General features: G+C 51.6%; 9 protein-coding genes. 1 reads left to right on the top strand and 8 read right to left on the bottom strand.

Annotation, left to right across the window (positions count from 1 at the left end):
• Positions 1 to 86: 86 nt before the first annotated feature.
• Positions 87 to 4,010 (bottom strand): lamin tail domain-containing protein, encoded by a 3,924-nt coding sequence (locus NSQ46_RS13065; RefSeq protein WP_342576840.1) that lies wholly within the window; start codon positions 4,008 to 4,010, stop codon positions 87 to 89.
• Between the two features lie 577 nt (positions 4,011 to 4,587).
• On the opposite strand from NSQ46_RS13065, the gene NSQ46_RS13060 reads away from it, so the two are divergent.
• Complete coding sequence (locus tag NSQ46_RS13060) at positions 4,588 to 5,754, top strand: hypothetical protein (RefSeq protein WP_007128377.1); 1,167 nt, start codon at positions 4,588 to 4,590, stop codon at positions 5,752 to 5,754.
• A gap of 491 nt (positions 5,755 to 6,245) precedes the next feature.
• Here NSQ46_RS13060 and NSQ46_RS13055 read toward each other — a convergent pair whose 3' ends face one another.
• The 7 genes from NSQ46_RS13055 to NSQ46_RS13025 form a co-directional block, all read right to left on the bottom strand.
• On the bottom strand, positions 6,246 to 6,710 hold the full coding sequence (locus NSQ46_RS13055; RefSeq protein ID WP_342576839.1) for a DUF1697 domain-containing protein: 465 nt from the start codon (positions 6,708 to 6,710) through the stop codon (positions 6,246 to 6,248).
• Between the two features lie 344 nt (positions 6,711 to 7,054).
• On the bottom strand, positions 7,055 to 8,455 hold the full coding sequence (locus NSQ46_RS13050) for a protoporphyrinogen oxidase (protein ID WP_007128379.1): 1,401 nt from the start codon (positions 8,453 to 8,455) through the stop codon (positions 7,055 to 7,057).
• 468 nt (positions 8,456 to 8,923) lie between these two features.
• Positions 8,924 to 10,363, bottom strand: a complete 1,440-nt coding sequence (locus tag NSQ46_RS13045; protein ID WP_007128380.1) for an extracellular solute-binding protein — start codon at positions 10,361 to 10,363, stop codon at positions 8,924 to 8,926.
• A gap of 90 nt (positions 10,364 to 10,453) precedes the next feature.
• A complete protein-coding gene (locus tag NSQ46_RS13040; protein ID WP_341342045.1) occupies positions 10,454 to 11,509 on the bottom strand; it encodes a prolyl oligopeptidase family serine peptidase in 1,056 nt (351 codons plus the stop codon).
• Between the two features lie 6 nt (positions 11,510 to 11,515).
• Entirely contained in the window at positions 11,516 to 13,417 is a 1,902-nt protein-coding gene (locus NSQ46_RS13035; protein WP_342576838.1) for a hypothetical protein, read from the bottom strand.
• Entirely contained in the window at positions 13,404 to 14,666 is a 1,263-nt protein-coding gene (locus NSQ46_RS13030) for a DegT/DnrJ/EryC1/StrS family aminotransferase (protein ID WP_342576837.1), read from the bottom strand. The genes NSQ46_RS13035 and NSQ46_RS13030 overlap by 14 nt, the downstream gene beginning before the upstream one ends.
• 17 nt (positions 14,667 to 14,683) lie before the next feature.
• On the bottom strand, positions 14,684 to 16,402 hold the full coding sequence (locus tag NSQ46_RS13025) for a hypothetical protein (protein WP_342576990.1): 1,719 nt from the start codon (positions 16,400 to 16,402) through the stop codon (positions 14,684 to 14,686).
• Between the last annotated feature and the right edge of the window lie 43 nt (positions 16,403 to 16,445).

Raw genomic sequence — 16,445 nt, 5'->3', positions numbered from 1 at the left:
CCTATGCTGTGCCGAACAGCGCATGAATCGCATTTAGTGCTGTACGATCCCTAGAATCGGTTGCACCTGCCGGGAAAGACATCTTTTTATTTAATAGACGAACTTCCTTCTCCAACAGCTGCTCCCTCTTCCAAGTGAGTTTCGGTTCCCTCCTCAAGCCCGGTTTCTGCTTCCGCTTCCGTTCCCTCTTCAGCCTCGGCTCCTGCCCCCGCTTCAGCTCCCTTTTCAGCCTCTGCACCTGCTTCAGCTGCTGTCTTAACGGTTAACGGCTCACTCGGCTGTGATTCGATATCCTCGGCATTCACTGCCGTGACGGTAAACTTATACGCCGTTTCCGGAGCAAGTCCGGTTATCTCATATACGCTGTCGGTAACAGTAGCCTTTCGTTCGCCGTCCATGTATACATGATATCGGATGGTCTCATCTTCCGCGCCTTTTACCGGCTCCCATTCAAGCTGAACCGAGGAAGTGGTCACCTTCTGCGCTTTAAGCTTGGATGGAGCGGCAAGCTTGGACGACTCACCGGTAGTTGTAAACGTCCAGACGTCGGAAACGGCTCTGCCGCCAAACTCGTCTTCGGCCACGACATACCAAGAGTACGTTCCATTCGCTTCAAGCCCTTCCCAGCTCTGTGCGACTTCCGCACCGCTTGCAGCCTTTTGAGGCGTGCCGATCGCAGTCCCCTTCAAATGATTCACTTGAATGGAGTCCGTAGCTACACGCTTCAGTTTCGGCTCAAGATCCAGATCAATCGTGAATTCGTCAATGCCCGGCTTCGTATAGTAGTTATACTTATCCAGGTATGGCGAATACGTGTTCACGATGATTCGATCGCCTTCGGTATCAAAGTGCAGCAATCGCAAGTAACCCATTCCGCCCTCGGCGTGTCCTTGATAATCCGCAAGCATTTGATAGACTGTACGATCCGGCGTGCCGTCGCCATTATCGTCCAATTCGCTTTTGAGCATATTCGCGCCCGTGTAGTGTCCGCTCAAGACGGCAACGACATTCGGGTTTGGTACAACGACTTCTTCATACAGCTTGTTGCCTACGGCCGAGCGTGTACCGTTCGACAGCAGGTAATCGTGGAAGTTGAGGAATGCGATGCGATCCGGATACTCGGCCAGCACCTCATTCATCCATGCAATATCCTCATCTTCGATGCCCCAGCCCATATGCATCATGATGAAGTCGTTGCCTTCAACGGAGATAAGATCATAATGACCGCGGTTGTCCTTATAGGAGCCGCCATAGTATGGCTGATCCTTATAGCGGTTCTCTCCGAAATATCGGCTGTATGTCGTATAATCCCAATCATAGCTGCCGACATCATGATTACCAGCCAGGACGCCGTGCGGCAGATCCGCCTGTTCCAGCATGCTCATGTATCCGTCGGCACGCTCCCATTGATACTGGGCAGCCGGATCATTCACGATATCGCCGGTGTGGAACAAATATTTCATATTCATCTCATCGATATTATTTACGATCCAATCGAACTGCTGCTGCTGAATATGCGGATACAGCTCGGTCAGGAATTGCGTGTCGGACACCCATACGAAGGTATAGTCATAATCGCCGCGGGATGGGATTTCGTCCTGAACGATGATGTCAGCCTTATTATCCCTAATGTATTCCGAGGCCGCCAGTTCCCCGCGAAGGGTAAAGTCATCCTCCGAAGCCGCGATATGCTTCGTAATTTCCGTCCACTTGCCGGCAGCATGGTTCCAGGCATACATCGTCACCTTCCGGCCGGCAACCGTATGCCCTTCCCACACCACCTCTACCTGATCGCCAGGTTCAACCGCATGCTCCAGCTCTACATTAAATCTTAAGTATGGAAACTTGGACGTCGAATCCAACGTGACATACTCGTCATTGGATTTCGAAATCCGCTCAAGCTCTTCCTGGCTTAGCGCTTCCTCGCCTTCCGGATGCCGAACCTTCGGCGGCTCCTCATCGCTGGCATGCTTGGATACGGTAACCCGTCCTTCACTGAGCGAGTCGTAACGGTAAGCCTGGTGGAAAGATACTTTAAGCTCATCATCTGTCGGGTCACTTACCTGAACCTTTAACTCCGGCTGTAATCCGTCAACAGTCTCCCCATCTGCAGGAGACACGGGAACAGGCGCATTAGGGTGCTCCTGCGGCGTATGGAAGGTGACGGTCTGTTCCGAACGATTGCCGGCCTTATCGGCTGCAGCAACGACCAGCTGATGTGCTCCCGGTTGTAATGCTGCGGAAGAGGTAGCATAAGGAACATCAATCGGTTGACCGTCCAGCTTGGCCTGCAGCGTATCAATGCCGGATACACTGTCACTCGCGGTCACATCGATGGTGAAGCTTCCTTTGTACTCCTTGCCTTCTTCAACACTCGGAAGAATGCTTGGCCCTACATTGTCCACCAGCACTGATGCTGTTGCGGTTTTCTTTTTGGCTTTCAGCATGACGTTGTGGGGTCCGTCCGCTGCCTGTGTCGTATCCCAAGCATACGATACTGCAGTTAATCGGTCTGCCGGAATATCGAAGGTGAAATCGACATAAGGCAGAAACCGGCCGTCATCACCCAGATCATGCACAAGAGCCGGGTCGCTGTAGTTCGGGTCACGAAGCTCCGTTCCATCGCTCAGCAGGAGCCGGACATTGCGGGCGTTAAAATCGTCCATGTTGCCTGTCGGCTTATCGTCCTCGAAATATGTCTTGTCATTATCCCCCGCTCTGAGGGTGATGGTTTGGAGGCCGCTGGACAGCCGCTCCGGCTCAATCGGTACAACGATCGTCTGGTAGCCATCCATATCGGGCTCGGTCCGGTGCAGCACATCCTTGCCGATCGTTACCGTGTTGACGCCATCGTCGATACCGTCGCCCTCAAAGACAAAATATGCGGGGAACTCCATAGCCGGTGCGCCCTGCACCAGCTTCCCGTCGATATAGAGCTCGAGCTCTTGTGCCGGCACCCGATCCGACGATCCGCGGATATAGGCCGTTCCGCCAAGCAACTCATTATCTTTTACGTTCAGTCGCTCTTTTGCAGAGCTGCCTGTCAGATCAACCTTATACATCCTGCTGTTCTGTTCTTTATACGAGTCGGACACCGTAAAGAAATACTCCAGCTTGTGATGTCCCAGCAGCTCAAGGAACGGAATGGTATACCGGTAACCTTGTTCGCTTTCTTGAAGCTGCACGACCTTGACTTCCTCTTCCCCGTCTACCCGATACGAAAGCGCTAATGTAGTTATCGGGTAATCACTGCTAAGCTCCGCGGCAATGTCCACGTCTTCCCCCGGCGAAACGACGCTTGTCTCCGTACGATTCACGACGGAAGGAAGCTTGGAATTTTGAACATGCACCGGCTCCGAAGGAACGATGGAATGCTGCAGACTGCCTGGCGTCGCTTTGTGCTCACGATAGGAGATGCGCTGCATCTTGATGCTGCCGTCCTCGGGGTATTTATAAAAGATGCCGAGGTCCTCTTCATTCTGAACTTCTCCGTCATTATAGAATGCAGACACCACCGGACGGCCGGTGTTCGTGACAACGACCAGCTCCCTCATACGGGAGTTGGACATGCCTCCGGAGAATATTTTAACGATATCGGTATTTTCCGTCAGATTTGTGCCGTAATTTCGATTAAAATCGTCGACCGTTGCTTGATTGTTCTGACCGTTGATGATCCAGAAGACGAGCGTGCCTCCAGGCTCAATCATTACCTCATCGGGAACATGGGCCCAAAGGGTATCACTCTCTAAGTAGCGGTACCGAAGCTTGTAATGACTGAAATCGATCACTTGATCCGTGTTGTTGTATACTTCGATAAACTCGTAGCCGTCCGCCGTTCCTACATTCGTCGAATCCGGCACGAGCTCCGTGATTAACAGCACCGGCATCCCGCTTGATGGTTGGCCCGGTCTGGCCGAAGCTTGTCCGTAGCCTGAAGCAAACCATCCTGACATCACCAAACTTACGATCAAGAGACATGACAACCAACGATTCCTAACGATCTTTGACATGGAAAACCTCCTAAAATGATGTAGTGAACAATCAATTCAGTTTCCCAATTCTCCAGGTCTCCATGGGATCTCCAAATTTTTAAAGCGCTTACACAATGATTCCCTCGCTTATCACGTGGATTGGATTTGACCGGTTGTTCGCCCGCTTACCAAATCTTAGGCATATCTGAAATTCATCACCTCCCAGATTCATAATTGCATATTTCAGCATCTATTTAAACAACTTTATGTAAATTTTGATAAATGATCAGAAAGTCTCAGTAACCAACGAAAATACTAGTTCTTTTGAACAGGACATCTTCGGATATCTCCCGGTGATTCCGTGTATAAAAGTCTACTTGATGTGCGTAGCGTATTTGCTTTCGTATTATTACATTTATAGTTATTCCGACTACTGTTAAGGGAGTGTTAAAGTATTTTTCGCGTTATATCGAAATTGTCTCATGCTAAATTCATAAATTTCCCAACGCTGCCTAACTTTTGGTCTGGTTTAGGTGTTTATATTTATAACTTAATTCCAAAACTACTTATTTTTTTGGAATAAGCCCCGTTCAATAAATACTAGGAGGGTGAATCCATGAAAAAATCCATTCTGCTTTCCATAGGAATAGCAGCTGCTCTGGGAGCAAGCACTTCCATTTATGCTTATAGCGCCGTAGAGCAATCGCTTGAAACCAAGGTACAGGATAGCAGCATATCTGAGACGATACCGGCTGAAATGGAGAGTAACGTTATAGAAAATACTTCCACTGCAAACGAACTTCCTGCACCGCTTACGCCGATTACTGTGAATATTGAGCATAGCTCTTATGAAGACCTGCATATCCCTTTAGATTTGGCAGATCAAGCAATGTTTCACACCAATCGAATCACCTCGAGCAATCCTATTAAGGAATTGGTATTGGCTCATGCAACGGATTGGGGCACAAATAATGAAATTCAAGTAATCTATGCTCTTGAAAGTGGGTCGGAAGTTCAGTTATTTCAAGCAGATCTTTCTCCAAATGTATCTATTGACAATTTTAAAAATTTGAGCATTTACGATCCAGCCGAACTGTCCGTCATTGATATCCATGGTTTCCAAGCTGTCATTGAGGATGGAAGCCCAAGAAAAACAGTCCACCTTGTAACGAATGAACACGTATATATCGTAGTTTCCGTTTACGAGGATGTGTCTCTGGAGTACTTGATTGAAGTAGCGAAAGAAATTAAGGTCACAGAAGACGATACGATACATCAAAATAAAGAAATTACCGCGGCAAACGGTCAAGAAACAGTTGTTCCGCCAGATCCGGACGTGCAAGACAACAGGGTTGACCTTTCTCAGCTACCAGAAGGTGTTGAAGTGCGTATTCCTGAATCGATTAAAGACACTGCTCCTGCAGATATAAGTTCTGCACAGACCAGTGACACTCCTGATATGAAACAACTTACTCCTATCACTGCTCATGAAGTTGGTCCTGGCGAGTTTCATTTCTTCGCAAGATACCAATCGTTAAATGGTGCTGAGATTGTTGTAAATCAGGTGCCTATCAAGGGAAATACCATTGAAACCATACAGGGCTTCTATAAAGAACCGACAGAGGTTACCGATATCAATGGTCATACCGTTGTATATGTGGATGGTGAACATAGAAAAGCCGCACATTTATTGATGAACGATCATCTGTTCAATGTCTCAGCTACTATTGGAGATCTTGATGATCTAATGAATGTGCTCAAACAAATTCAAGAGTATCAATAGTGAACTACCGGCCATCCATTTCCCGCCTCGTATATACACAAAAAAAGATCCTGCGACAAATGTGCAGGATCTTTATGTGGGAAGCGGTCAATATTCCTTAATTACTATGCAGCTACTTTCCAACTGCTAGGGTGCCTTGCCTGAGAAGAAACGAAGAAATCTCGCTCTTCTTCTCCTTTTACGAGTGTTCATGGCGAATCAACTTCCTTTCGGAATGACATTTCTGTTCTTCCGTCCGTCGATTGACATTTCCACTTCCCACTTGTTATAAATGTACCCGCTCTACCAGGAATGAATCAGGTCTATTCAATTTTTTTGTCAATGCGACATGCGTAAATAAGAGATATTCAGTGCATCTGGTCACGCAAAGCGATCATCTCAAACTCCGGACATCCATTAAGGCTTCATCGCTGCCGCCAGCTGTGCCAGCTTGTTCGTTGTCTTCCAATTGCGCATCGTAACCGGCACGCTCAGCTTCTGCAGCTGATTGGTCAGCTTCGAATCTCTGGCGCTTTCTTAAGCAGCAAATAAATATTGCTGCCTATACAACGGATCGTTTCTTCCTCGTTCGCAGCTGCAACGAGCTTGTCCACTTCTTCCTGCGAAGGGGCATCCGGCAGCATTCCTACATAAAAGCTGACGAAAGCCGAAGCTTCATCCGCTTCCTGTATCATCGCTTCCGAGAAAGGACAGCTCCGAATGATGTCCTCCATTTCCTCCCCTGTTCGAAATATGACCGAAATGGAGTAACCGAAGGCCTCGCGGATTCCATTCTCAAATAATTCCTTCAGCTCGGTCTTAGATTTGGGCGATTCAAACAATACATTACCGCTCTGTATATACGTCTGGACACGGGACAGACCGAGACCCTCGAGCAGCGTTTTTAAATCGGCCATTTTGATTTTATGGTGTCCGCCGACGTTGATACCCCTCAGCAGTGCAATATAGATGGTCACTTGAAGCACTTCCTTTCGTGCAAGGCTGCAAAACTAGTTCGTATCGATGCTATTTTCCAGACTGCAATTTGGTTTAACCATATTATAAATTTTATCCGCTCGATGTACACGCTTTTCGGGATCTGCTAATGTGATGTCCGACCGAGCCAATTCACTGATTATGGTGATAAACGTATCTAGCAGCCAAAAGGTTAGCTATGAGGGGAAAATTAGTCTGACGATAAATTTGAAGTTGATGCTCAAGCCTTCTTACTAACCAAGCTCAACCTGTACTTACATAAAAAAAGCCCCAGCGAACGATTTCTCACTGGGGTGTAAGAGCATGATGCTTGGGTCTAAAACGATTAACCTCGAAACGAATCCTCCACCCGTTCCATAATTAGACCAGCCGTGCGCTCCCCGTTCGCAATGCAATCCGGGATGCCGACGCCGTAGTACGAACATCCGGCCAGCAGCACGTTAGGGTAATGCCTTGCCATTGCTTCCTCCAGCGACTTAACCACATGGCGGTGCTTCAAGTGATAGTTCGGCATATTATCCTGCCATTTGGTGACCTCGCATGTAACCGGGCTCGCATCAATCTCTAAGCTCCGCTTGATATCGTCTAACGCGACCTGCTTCAACTCGTCCTCGGTCATGCAGATCAGTTCGTCGTAATGGAGACCGGAGCTCTTATAGAACAGCCGCATCAGCAGGCGCTTTTGGCTTGAGGTATGCTCCCATTTCCGGCTCGTCCACGTGCAGGCATCGCATTTCAGATCCGTATCCTTAGCCGTAATAAAACCCGTCCCGTCATAAGGAAGCTCATTATCTTCAATATCAAATCCGAGATAAACGCTAATCAGCGACTTGGTAAGCAGCTGATCAAATTCTTCAGCCAGCTTCGGCTCCGGCAGCAGTTCTTTTGCCGACGAGCCCAGCGTGGCAAGTACAACGTAATCCGCCTCCAGACTCTGACCGTCCGCCAGCGAAACGGTATAGCCGCTCCCTTTCTTCTCCAGCTTCGATGCCTGAACGCCTTTAAGGATTTGCGCATCGGAAAGATGCGTTTCCAGTGCATCTATGATTTCGGAAGCTCCATTCTTAAAGGAAAGGAACTTCTTGCCGGAGCCTAAGTATTTGTGGCGATTTTCAGCCAGTCCTCCCATGATGCTTCCATAGGTATTTTTGTATTCCAGCAAATACGGGAAGGTTGAAGCGATCGTCAAGTCATGCAGCTCCCCGGAGTACACACCTGATATCACGGGAGCAATCTGGTTACGAACAAGCTCCTTGCCAAGAAACGCCTCCAAAAACTGTCCGAGCGAATCGTCCTTGCTGAAGGTCTCGTTCGGCATATAATAGTCCTTAAGAGCCTCTACCTTTCCCTCGGCGGACACGAGCTCGCTCTCGGCCAAGGACTTCAGGCTAAGCGGTATACCGAACACACTTTCATCCGGGATCTTCTTCAATCCCTTATTCGTATAAATAAACGACGTTCCCGTGGCATTGTATACCACTCGATCCGTCAAGCCGAGCTCTTCGAGGAGCGGAGCTACGTTGGTTTTGCGGGCTACGATGGAATCCGCGCCGGTCTCCATAATAAATTCACCGTCATGGACCGTACGGATTTTGCCCCCCAGCGTATCGCCGGCCTCGACCAGCACCAGCTTCATGTCACGGCCGGCATGCTGCAGCTTTTTCTTCAAATAATATAATGTGGACAGACCGGTAATACCTCCGCCTATAACTACGGTAGTTGTCACTGAAATACACCTCGAAATATGTAAAGTTGAAATCGTTACCCCTGTCTCGCTTTGCTTCCACTTTCCCATTGTATCCAATTCACTAGTATATCATAGGAAATACCGGACGGACCTCGCGTATTCCCTCAATTGTGTGAACAGTTTGCCGGTCCCCATGCCCCTTATATCCCAGAAAAATACAAAAACTCCGCGAGGTCTCTCGCAGAGCTTTGTAAAGCGGGAAGCGGTTTTCCATCTCACGCAATATTAAAATTGCTACTCAAGGTGTTCCTTGGGAACGATTCAGGCGTGGCCTTCCTCATTCCCTACTCTGTTGTCCATGGGTATCAACATCCTTTCGGTTAGCTGACAATACGTCATGTTATCCGTCTGGTGATGATCAATTCCACTCCCCACTTAGGATATATATACCCGCGCGATCTATAATGAAACATTCACAGCGAATTCATAGTATGCCCGTTTAGGTATTTATGGTTTAACGGCGGAGGCCTCAAGCCGCTCATTAAACAGGGACTCCATTCGGCTGCAGGTATCCGCAGGTGTCTCCATTCCCGCCCACAGAAGATTCAGCTCATCAAATAGCAATTCGATTTCGGACTGCGTCAAATTGAGCGTATGCAGCGGATAGGCATGTGGCAGCACATCCAGGTAGCAGTTGTAATGCTCGGGATGAATGGCCGGGTCAAGCAGTGCATCGTCCTCCGCAGCAGACCGAAGGACCGGAATCGTGCATCCGTATTGCTTGATCAGCCGCTGCCCCTCATCGCCTGTCATATAATCGACCAGCTTCTCGGCTACCTGCCGATGGCTGCTGCGCGCATTGATCGCAATCCCCCCGCCGAGCAGAAGCGTAGCCGGTTGCTTGCCTCGCGGAAGCTCCATCACGTCCCAAGCGATGGAATGATCGCGGAACTCGTTCATGAAGTAATACGTCGACATGATCATGGCCACCCGTTCCTTCATGAAGAGTCCCTCCGCCAAATGACTGCTGCCATGCGCGTAGATCGGCGAAACATGCTCCTTATACATCAGGGACAGGCAATACTCCAATGCTTGAATGTTATTCTCATTCGCCATCGTGCTGCGGCTGCGGTCGCTCTTCATGATTTGTCCATTATTCTGGAGCAGGAAGACGGGCCAGCGGTTGGACGAGGCGGAGAAGCAGAAGCCGTAATGCTCCACCATCCCGTCCTCATCCGGTGCCTTCGTGCACAGCTTCGCCACGCGGAGCAGGTCGTCCCAGCTCTCGAGCGGCTGGTATTCCTTGATCCCGTATTTCTCGAAAATCGACCGGTTAAAGCAGATGACGACAGGCGAGAAGATGAATGGCGCCGCCAGCATCTGCTCCCCTTGCTGGAACAGCGGGAAAACTTCCGGATAGCTGACTCCTTCCTCAAGCAGATGAGGGGGAATATAGCCGGTCAGAAGGTCGGTACGGCGGCTCTCTACCCATTCTCTGGAGTGCATTTCGGACATGACGAATACGTCCGGTCCCTGCTCCTCATCCATCGAATGAATAAGCGTGCGGGTATAGTTCTCCTCCGAATACAGCATCAGCTCCACCTTAACGAACGGGTATTTCTTCTCGAAGGATGCAATGATTCGTTTCACGATTTCAATCTCATAGGAAGTGGAGAACCAGGCCAGCTTAATAACGACCGGCGTTCGGTCCTCGTCCGGAAGCTTGACGCGATTGCCCTTGCCGGCAATCTTCTCGATTAGCCCCTCATGGACAAGCTCATCAAGCGCCTTACGGATGGAGACCCTGCTCATTTCGTATTTCTGGCTCAATGTGTTCTCCGGTAAAATAAACTCTCCCGGCGCAAGTGTCCCGCTTACGATCTCATTCCTGAGATCCTGCAAGAAACGCTCATAGCGTTCATGAAATTCATTTCTTCTACGTAACAATATATACCGCTCCTATACATGTCTATGAATATCAGTATAACATGCATGACATAAGGATTCCAATCATTGTCATTTCCGACTTGCAGCTCCTTAAATCAGCAAATGAGCGTCAAGAAAACGGTATGCTCTTTCACGTAGATCCGGCGGGAAATCATGTCCTTCCGTCCCCAGCCAGCATTCGAAATCAGCCTCGCGGCCCAAACCGCGGTATAGCTTCATGAGCTCGGCAAGCCCGAGCGTGTTGTCCAGCCAATGCGGGAAAATGGCATCTCTCATGCCGCACCACATAAACATCGGCACAGGAGCAGCCAGTGCTGCGATCTCATGCCATTCAAACGGCGGGTCCCCTTGCTTCATCACCTCGGTGAGGCCGGCAAAATGCGAGAACCAATCCCGCTGCCCCCATCGGTTCGGTTCCGGATCTCCTTGAAACATGGAGAAGCCGCAGCTGGAGGCAACCGCCCGGATCCGCGAATCCATGCCTGCCAGAAACCAGCCGTTATATCCGCCGAGGGAATGGCCAATAACACCGATCCGGTCGGGACGAACAAGCTTCATGGATGCGAGCACATCCACGCCCCGGATATGATCGGCCAGCATTTTGCCGACAACCGACCACGATGGAAACCGTTTATAGAACGGAGCCGTTTGAAAAGGTCCTTCGCCCTCGTAGATTCTCTCGCCGAATGTTATGGAATCGGGAGCTAGCACGATATAGCCTCGAGACGCAAGCTCCAATCCGTACCTGCGATTGTCCCTTCCCGACGCAAGGGCAACATCCGACTTCCCGACTTCGGTCGTCGGATGCAGCGCCAGCACAGCCGGCCGCGGGGCGGAAGCGGTCACGCTGCGGGGTAGCAGAAGGTACGCATGCACCAGATCCCGGTCCTTGGTTTCATACCGGATATACTGACAATAATGATCCTCTTCTTCCTTCTCGCTTAGTACCGTATATGCGCCCTCACCTAATACTTCGCTATCATACATATTCTCAAGCGGCGCATCGCCGAGTGTGCGCATCCAGACGGACTGAATTTGCTTCCGCTTAACCTCCCAATCCGATCTCGTCGCTGCGCCGTCCAGCAGTGGAGCGACCTGGCTTACCTCATGAAGCCCTTTATTCGATAATCGCTGTATCTCATTCATGGGGGCTTACACCTCCTCCTTCCAATGGAATCGCCACAGCTCGGCTCCTGCGCCGTAATAAATATCGTTTCTGATATGGGCAAGCCCACAGGTTGCCGGCTCGGGCAAAGCCGCAATCCGAACAGGCTCGTCGGATCCGGCCGTAATCATGAATAGGGTGCGGCTAAGCAGCCCTATAACAATCGGCATGCCATTGCGGGAAGACGCCATCATTCCGTTTCGGACGACGGACCCCCACGAGGATAGATCATATAGGCTTACAACCTTACCCTGCTTATCATCGAAACGGAACAAGATACTGTCCGAGGTGATCCCGTACACATCTCCTCCCTGAACGAAGCACAATCCCGAAATTTCTCGGGCGCCTGCAATCGGCACCCAGGTTCCAGTAACGGAGCGGGACGCCCAGTCCCAGGCATACAGGACCGCTTCCTTGGCCGAGGTCTGCCCCCCGCCTGGTGTCTCGATGCTGGTCCCCCCGATGACACTGCCTTCTGAGAGAACGGTTAACGACACCGTGCTCTGTTCGGGGATCACCTGCTCATGCCCCAGCATCGTGACGCTTTCTTCCTCCACGTTCACGATGCCCAGACCCCCGCCGACCGCTCCATAACCAGGAAACCCGCCGTACAAGACGTGAATGCCATCGTTCAAGGGTACCGCGCAGCGCGGACGATGAACTCGGTTGTCGGCATAGATCAGCCTGGGATTTCTCAAGCTTGGCTTAACCAAATCGGGCTCCAGTGAAGCTGGCGGGGCTACTCCCTCCCAATCACGGGAGGTATCCATTACATGGATCAGCCCGCCGGCATAAGCAGCACCGATAATTTTGGAGCCTTGGGAAGCATAAGCGGCAATATTGCCCCCGCCCCCCTTCTGAATCATGTCCGGGCCATAGTTCATGATTTGGCGGCGGTCCGGTTCATATCGATAGAAATGCAGCGGGTGATTGGAGGTGCCGTACAGATTACCATCCGGCCCGGCGAAGATCGGCGACAGCTCAGCAGCATTGCCTTCATGCTGCAGCGGGATCTCCGACCGCGTGCCGTCCGCATGCTGAATGGAGATTCGCATCTCGGCCAGCTCCCAGGACAGCAGGCTCCGGCCATTGCCCAGGTCCTGATGAACCTTTCGGTAACCTTCCCCGCGATACAGCGAAGGAGATACCGAAGCTTCAGGAATTGGACGTTCTTGGCCGTCCTCGATGATGTACCAATTCTCTGCGGCGGCAGCCGACGGATGTGAAGAATTCGGAATCCGGGCATACACCCTTCCGTCTTGCCCCCGGTGTACCTGTGCACTGCCCGGGGCCGCGTTCCCGTTCACCGTAATCGTCTTCACTTCGCCGCTGTCCGCATGAACGGCGGCAACCGCTGGAGAGGATGTGCCCAGTCCCGCATAGATCCATCCATCGCTTCCGGCAGCCAGCGTCATCGCATATGTCCGGTCGGAATCAAGCCGGGCAATGACCCGGCATTCTTGCATTGCAGCATCCATGCCCAGCAAATAGCTGCCCGGATACGTCGTGGCGTAGACCGTCCCGCGCTCATCTTCCGCGAATGCAAAACCCGCGTGTTCCTCACCTGACGGCGCTTCAAACCTGGCTATGTATTCAGATTTGAAGGGGTCAAGCACAAACAAGCACATTCCGGCTCCCGTACAAAACAAGCCGCTCCTCGTGCTCATTGCCGCAAAAGGATACTCCCTGCACAAATCCGGAAACGGCAGCTGGCGGCAGCTGCCGTTATCCGGATCCACGATGAGCAAATAACCTCTTGCGGCAATGACGACGCGCTCTTCCCCGTTTTCGTTTCGGCATACCGCCGCCGACCGTGTCTCGTCGGCACGGACCGGATAGCCGAGGGACTCAAAGGGCTTCGTATCCGAATGCTCACTACTCTTCAACATGGCTGACCCGCCCCTTACTCTGCGTGCTGTATGCGCTCGCGACCTTTAAGACGGCCATCCCGATGTCGCGGATATCCTCATCCGAATAAAACTCGCTGATCGGAATTTGCACCGCCGTCTCCAGAATGCTCTCCGCAACGGGGCACAGGCCCTGTTCATAGGAAGTTTCCGTTAGATCAAACGGGAAGCTGCTCCCCAGATAAGCTTGCCGATTCTGAAAGAGCGGCTGCATATAGCACACCTGCGGAATATAGCCTGCCCGGTTCGGAATGCCTTCCGCTTCCAGCGCCATGCAAAATTGCTCTCTCGTGCAAGACAGCTCGTTCAGCTCCAGTCGAAACATATAAAACCAATACGTGCATTCGTCATCCGGCCGAACCTCGGGAATACGTATTCCCGGCGCGGTGGCCAGCATTTGATTCAAGCGGTCTCCAATCACCTTCCGCCTTTCGCAAATCCACGGAAGCTTGCGGACTTGGGCGATCCCGACAGCCCCTTGAAGCTCGGTCATCCGGTAATTCGGTGCAATGTACTTCGTTCCCCGGTCAAGCTGAGTGCCGAGTCGGCGATAGTTCTTGTCCGCAAAGGCATGCGTGGTCTCATAATCCGCTTCATTCCCTGAATTTACAACCACAATGCCTCCATCGCCGGTTGAAATATGCTTGAAGTCATTGGTGCTGAAACAGCCGTAATCGCCGATGGTTCCCGTTAGCCGTCCTTTATATTTTGTCAAATAGGCTTGGGCGCAGTCTTCAATCACCTTCAGACCGTATCGCTCGGCAATCTCCATGATCGGGTCCATATCGCACGGATTGCCCGCTAGATGAACGACAAGGATCGCCTTCGTCCTCGGCGTGATCCGCGACTCCACAGATTTCGGATCCAGATTGTAGGTGTGCGGCTCCAAATCGGCAAACACCGGGATCGCGTTCTGATACAGGATGCCGATCAAGCTGCCTTGATCCGTGATCGGGCTTGTGATCACTTCATCGCCTACCGAGATGCCGGCCGCTCCAAGCGCAACATGCAGTGCCGCCGTTCCGGATGAAGTCGCAACGCTGTACTTGACTCCATACAATTGATTGAAATCCGCCAGAAACTGTTTGACCTTTTGGCCGAAATGATAAAATAACGTATTTTGCTCAAGAGCCTCAAGCAGCTGCTCTGCTTCCTCCGCACCGAACCGCTTGCCCGAGGCAAACGGCGTGGATTTGGTTTTCGGCCCCCCGTCCAGCGCCAGTGGTTCCATGCTGTCCATCCCTCCTTTTACCGCGTCCGCTTGGCAGCGCCCTTGATCATTCCGCTCCATTCCGGGCAAGGGAGCCCATAGCGATCGCGCTTCGAATCTTCTTCTACATCCGAATATGAATGTCGGTAATATCGGATGACCGCTCCTTCCGGCAGATTGCCGGCCTCCAAGGCTCCGCTTGCATCCACGGAAAATCTCGCGTTCCGTCTGGCTTGCTCCCAGCTTGTTATTTCGGCACAGGTCCAGAACGTGTATCCCAGGTTCTTCGCTTGACCGACAACAGCCCGAAAGGCTTCCCGCACACCCTCGATGCGATGAATATGCTGCTGGTGAAACAGAAAGTGCGCAACGCCGCGCACGCCCTTGACAGCTTGAAGGAACGGCTCAATAACCGACATGTCCGGAAGCATTGGATGCTCCAGGTCCTGCGTCAAAAATCCGATTTGCAGCACATCATACAGCCGGTTGCGTTCATCCGCCCATGCGATCGGATAGTACGGCTGCGCCGTGCCGAACGGAAAGCCGACATTTCCTTTTTTGCTAGGACCCCGGGTTTGATCGGCCTGAATCCCCTCGGCCTGGCACCAACGGAACAATTCCCCCCAGCCCTCAAAGCGGGTGTAATGGTTCTTATTCGATACGATATCCGCTCCGCTTGCCTGTCGCAAATGCTGAAGCTGACGGGAGAATTCCTCCTGGGACCATATGCCGCCCTCCGCTTCAAGGGCATTGAAGTGAAATGCCAGCTCATGCCCAGCAACGGCAATCATGTCGTACATTTCCCTGGAATATCCGGGTTCGATCATGCACCAAGTGGAACGGACGCCGCATTCCCTCAAAAGCTCTAGCGTCGTTCTTGCAGCCTCTTCGGAATTGAAGTCGCTGTCATGGGAGATCATCGCAACCTGCTCGATCCCGCGCGGCCAATAATCTAGAAACGGCAGGGTGAGCCCGAGACCCGCTGCTTCCCTCATCAGCTCGTGAACGATCACCTCGCGCCATAGGTCTCCATAAGGAATCGGAAAGTAAGGAATATTCGAATCGGTCTTGACCCGATCCTCCTTCCAGTCGACTTCCATGCCGTCATCCGCCTTCAAGATTCCCTCGTCTATGCCCCCGGTTCCATCCTCGGCAGGAATGCCGTCTTGATACACAGGCCCTCTTCCTTGTTGAAGATAAACGATCGTGCTCGGGATATCCACATTCCAGCGAATGAGCTTGCCGGTACCGACCCGAAAGGCCAAACAGGCTGCACCCAGCTCGCTCCCGGCTTTCCCCAAGCGGAGTTTTCCTTGAGCTTCTGCAAGAGGCGATGCAGCCTGCCCATGCCCGGCTAACGGCTTCCAAGGCTGGCTGCATAGTGCCCGCAGGAGCTTTCCTTGAAGGACCGCTTCCATCCCTTCGACCTCCGCATACACCGCTTCGCGGCAGCCGACTTCGACGCACCCCATCCTCGAAGCCAAACGGTTCAAGCCCCCGTAGGCGATCACGACGGCTCCCTCTTCCGCCCACTTCAGCAGACGGTCCAAATCCTCTTCTTGCTCGCCAGCAAGCACGTTCACGATAATATCAGGGCGGTATGCGCTCAATTGCTCCGCTTGATCGAATAACCGATACGGTATGCCGGCATGTGACAGAATTTCTTCGATATAGAGCTGAAATATATTTTGACCATGCTTCCAATGATATTCTGCTGCATTACGATTACACCACAACCCGATTTTTACTGCCTGCATGCTCAATGCTGCCTACTCCCTTCTCAGCCGCCCTGGCGATTGA

The organism is Paenibacillus sp. FSL M8-0142, assembly GCF_038597315.1.
GTDB lineage: Bacteria > Bacillota > Bacilli > Paenibacillales > Paenibacillaceae > Paenibacillus_AQ > Paenibacillus_AQ lactis.
The sequence above is the reverse complement of the archived record's forward strand: the minus strand, read 5'-3'. Positions and strand labels throughout refer to the sequence as shown.